The organism is uncultured Lutibacter sp. (assembly GCF_937891065.1).
Lineage (GTDB): Bacteria > Bacteroidota > Bacteroidia > Flavobacteriales > Flavobacteriaceae > Lutibacter.
This window is the reverse complement of the sequence record NZ_CALAEQ010000274.1, coordinates 1-1975: the sequence shown is the minus strand read 5'-3', so window position 1 is coordinate 1975 and position 1975 is coordinate 1. Positions and strand designations below refer to the sequence as shown.

The following is a 1975-nucleotide window of genomic DNA, read 5'->3' as shown; positions in this document are numbered from 1 at the left end:
GTAAATACATATTTTTCAGGCCAACATCTTGCAATAGCAGTTGCTACTGCAGGAGCTCTACCGTGAGCAGCTTGAGTGATGTCAATATTCATAAAATCATAAGCTAATACTGAACAGCCTACAGGAGCTACACCAATTGTATCTTCTGAAATTCCTAATTCATCAATAACTTCCATTGCAAGGTTATGAGCGGTTCCATGACCGCAACCAGGACAGTACGACAATGGTGTATCTGTCATTAAACTTGTTTTGCAAAGTACTTGGTTTTCTGGTTTTATAATGTCTAATATGTCCATTATTTTATAATTTTTTGTTCTAAAGCTTCTAAAATCTCTTCAGGAGTATGAATAATTCCTCCAGTTCTACCAAAGTGTTCAACAGGTACTCTAAATTGAGCAGAAAGTTGTACATCTTCTACCATTTGACCTGCGTTTAATTCAACACTTAAAATTCCTTTAACTTGATCGGTTAATTCTAAAATTTGTTGTTTTGGGAAAGGGAATAAAGTAATAGGTCTTAATAAACCAACTTTTATACCTTTTGCACGACCAAGCTCTACTGCTTTTTGGCTAATACGAGCACTTGATCCATATGCTACTATTAAATATTCTGCATCATCACAGTTTATTTTTTCGTAACGTAAATCTTCCTTCTCCATTCGATCGTACTTTTTCATAAGTTTACGAACTTTGGCTTCCATCTTTTCAGATTGTAAATCTAGTGACGTAATAACATTACGCTCACGTGTTTTAGGTTTTCCAGTAGTTGCCCAATCACCATATTTTTCAATAAGTTCTTCATTGGTCATTCTTTGTTGTTGAGGTTTTAGATATACCTTTTCCATCATTTGACCAATTAATCCATCAGAAAGGATTAAAACAGGTGCACGATATTTAAAAGCAATATCAAAAGCATCTTCAACAAAATCAGCCATTTCCTGAACTGAAGCCGGTGCTAAAACATACAATTTATAATCTCCGTGACCACCACCTTTTACAGACTGAAAATAATCTGCTTGTGAAGGTTGAATAGTACCTAAACCGGGCCCACCTCTTACAACGTTTACTATTACAGCAGGTAATTCTGCTCCTGCCATATAAGAAATTCCTTCTAATTTCAATGAAATACCAGGACTTGATGATGATGTTAATACTTTTTTACCAGTACCTGCAGCACCGTATACCATGTTTATTGCAGCTATTTCACTTTCTGCCTGTAATACAACCATTCCCGTTCTGTTTTCAGGACGTTCTGTCATTAAATATTCAATAACTTCTGATTGCGGCGTAATTGGGTAACCGAAATAAGCATCGGTTCCACATCTAATTGCAGCTTCTGCCAAGGCTTCGTTACCTTTCATTAATTTTAACTCTGACATTCTAATTCGTTTAATTAATTAATTATGCTTGAACTTTAACTCTATACACTGATATTGCTCTATCCGGGCATACAATACCACAATTTGTACATCCAGTACAAGCTTCAGGATTATTCATATATGCATAATGATATCCTTTTCTGTTTACTTCTGTTGACATACGAATAACATCTTCTCCACAAACTGGTATACATACCTCACATCCTTTACACGTTTCAGTGTCAACTACAATTGCCCCTTTAACTTTTGCCATATTAATAATTTTATAGATAAATAATACGTTGTTATTTTATTATCCTCAAAGATATCACGAAAACGTTGTAATAAATATGACAAATGTCAATTTTAGTAGTTTTTTTTCAATAACTTTTATTTTTATATTTTTTTATAGAATTTATATTAGATAGAGCTAAATATTTTAATTAATAGCCTAAAATTAAAAGGATATACTTTTAACACTAACTCAAACATATTTTGAAATAAAAGTTAGAAAATTATAGTTATTATATAATATCTATTATTTTCGATGAAAATAATGTAAATTGAAATAGTGATTAGAATAGGGAGCATTCTAAAAAGTAAAGTAAGATTTAAATA

General features: G+C 32.3%; 2 protein-coding genes and 1 pseudogene. All 3 read right to left on the bottom strand.

What is annotated here, in order from left to right; genetic code table 11:
• A pseudogene (locus tag Q0352_RS14710) lies at positions 1 to 296 on the bottom strand (hypothetical protein); the annotation flags it as partial.
• On the bottom strand, positions 296 to 1378 hold the full coding sequence (locus Q0352_RS14705; RefSeq protein WP_299528901.1) for a 3-methyl-2-oxobutanoate dehydrogenase subunit VorB: 1083 nt from the start codon (positions 1376 to 1378) through the stop codon (positions 296 to 298). The gene Q0352_RS14705 and the pseudogene Q0352_RS14710, both read right to left, overlap by 1 nt.
• Positions 1379 to 1400: 22 nt before the next feature.
• The gene (locus Q0352_RS14700) at positions 1401 to 1631 is read right to left on the bottom strand and encodes a ferredoxin family protein (RefSeq protein ID WP_299528898.1); all 231 of its coding nucleotides are present in this window, start codon (positions 1629 to 1631) and stop codon (positions 1401 to 1403) included.
• Positions 1632 to 1975: the final 344 nt, after the last annotated feature.

Excerpts from the sequence above, each read along its gene's own strand:
- Q0352_RS14705 (WP_299528901.1), bottom strand. The coding sequence starts at position 1,378 with ATGTCAGAGTTAAAATTAATGAAAGGTAACGAAGCCTTGGCAGAAGCT.
- Q0352_RS14700 (WP_299528898.1), bottom strand. The coding sequence starts at position 1,631 with ATGGCAAAAGTTAAAGGGGCAATTGTAGTTGACACTGAAACGTGTAAA.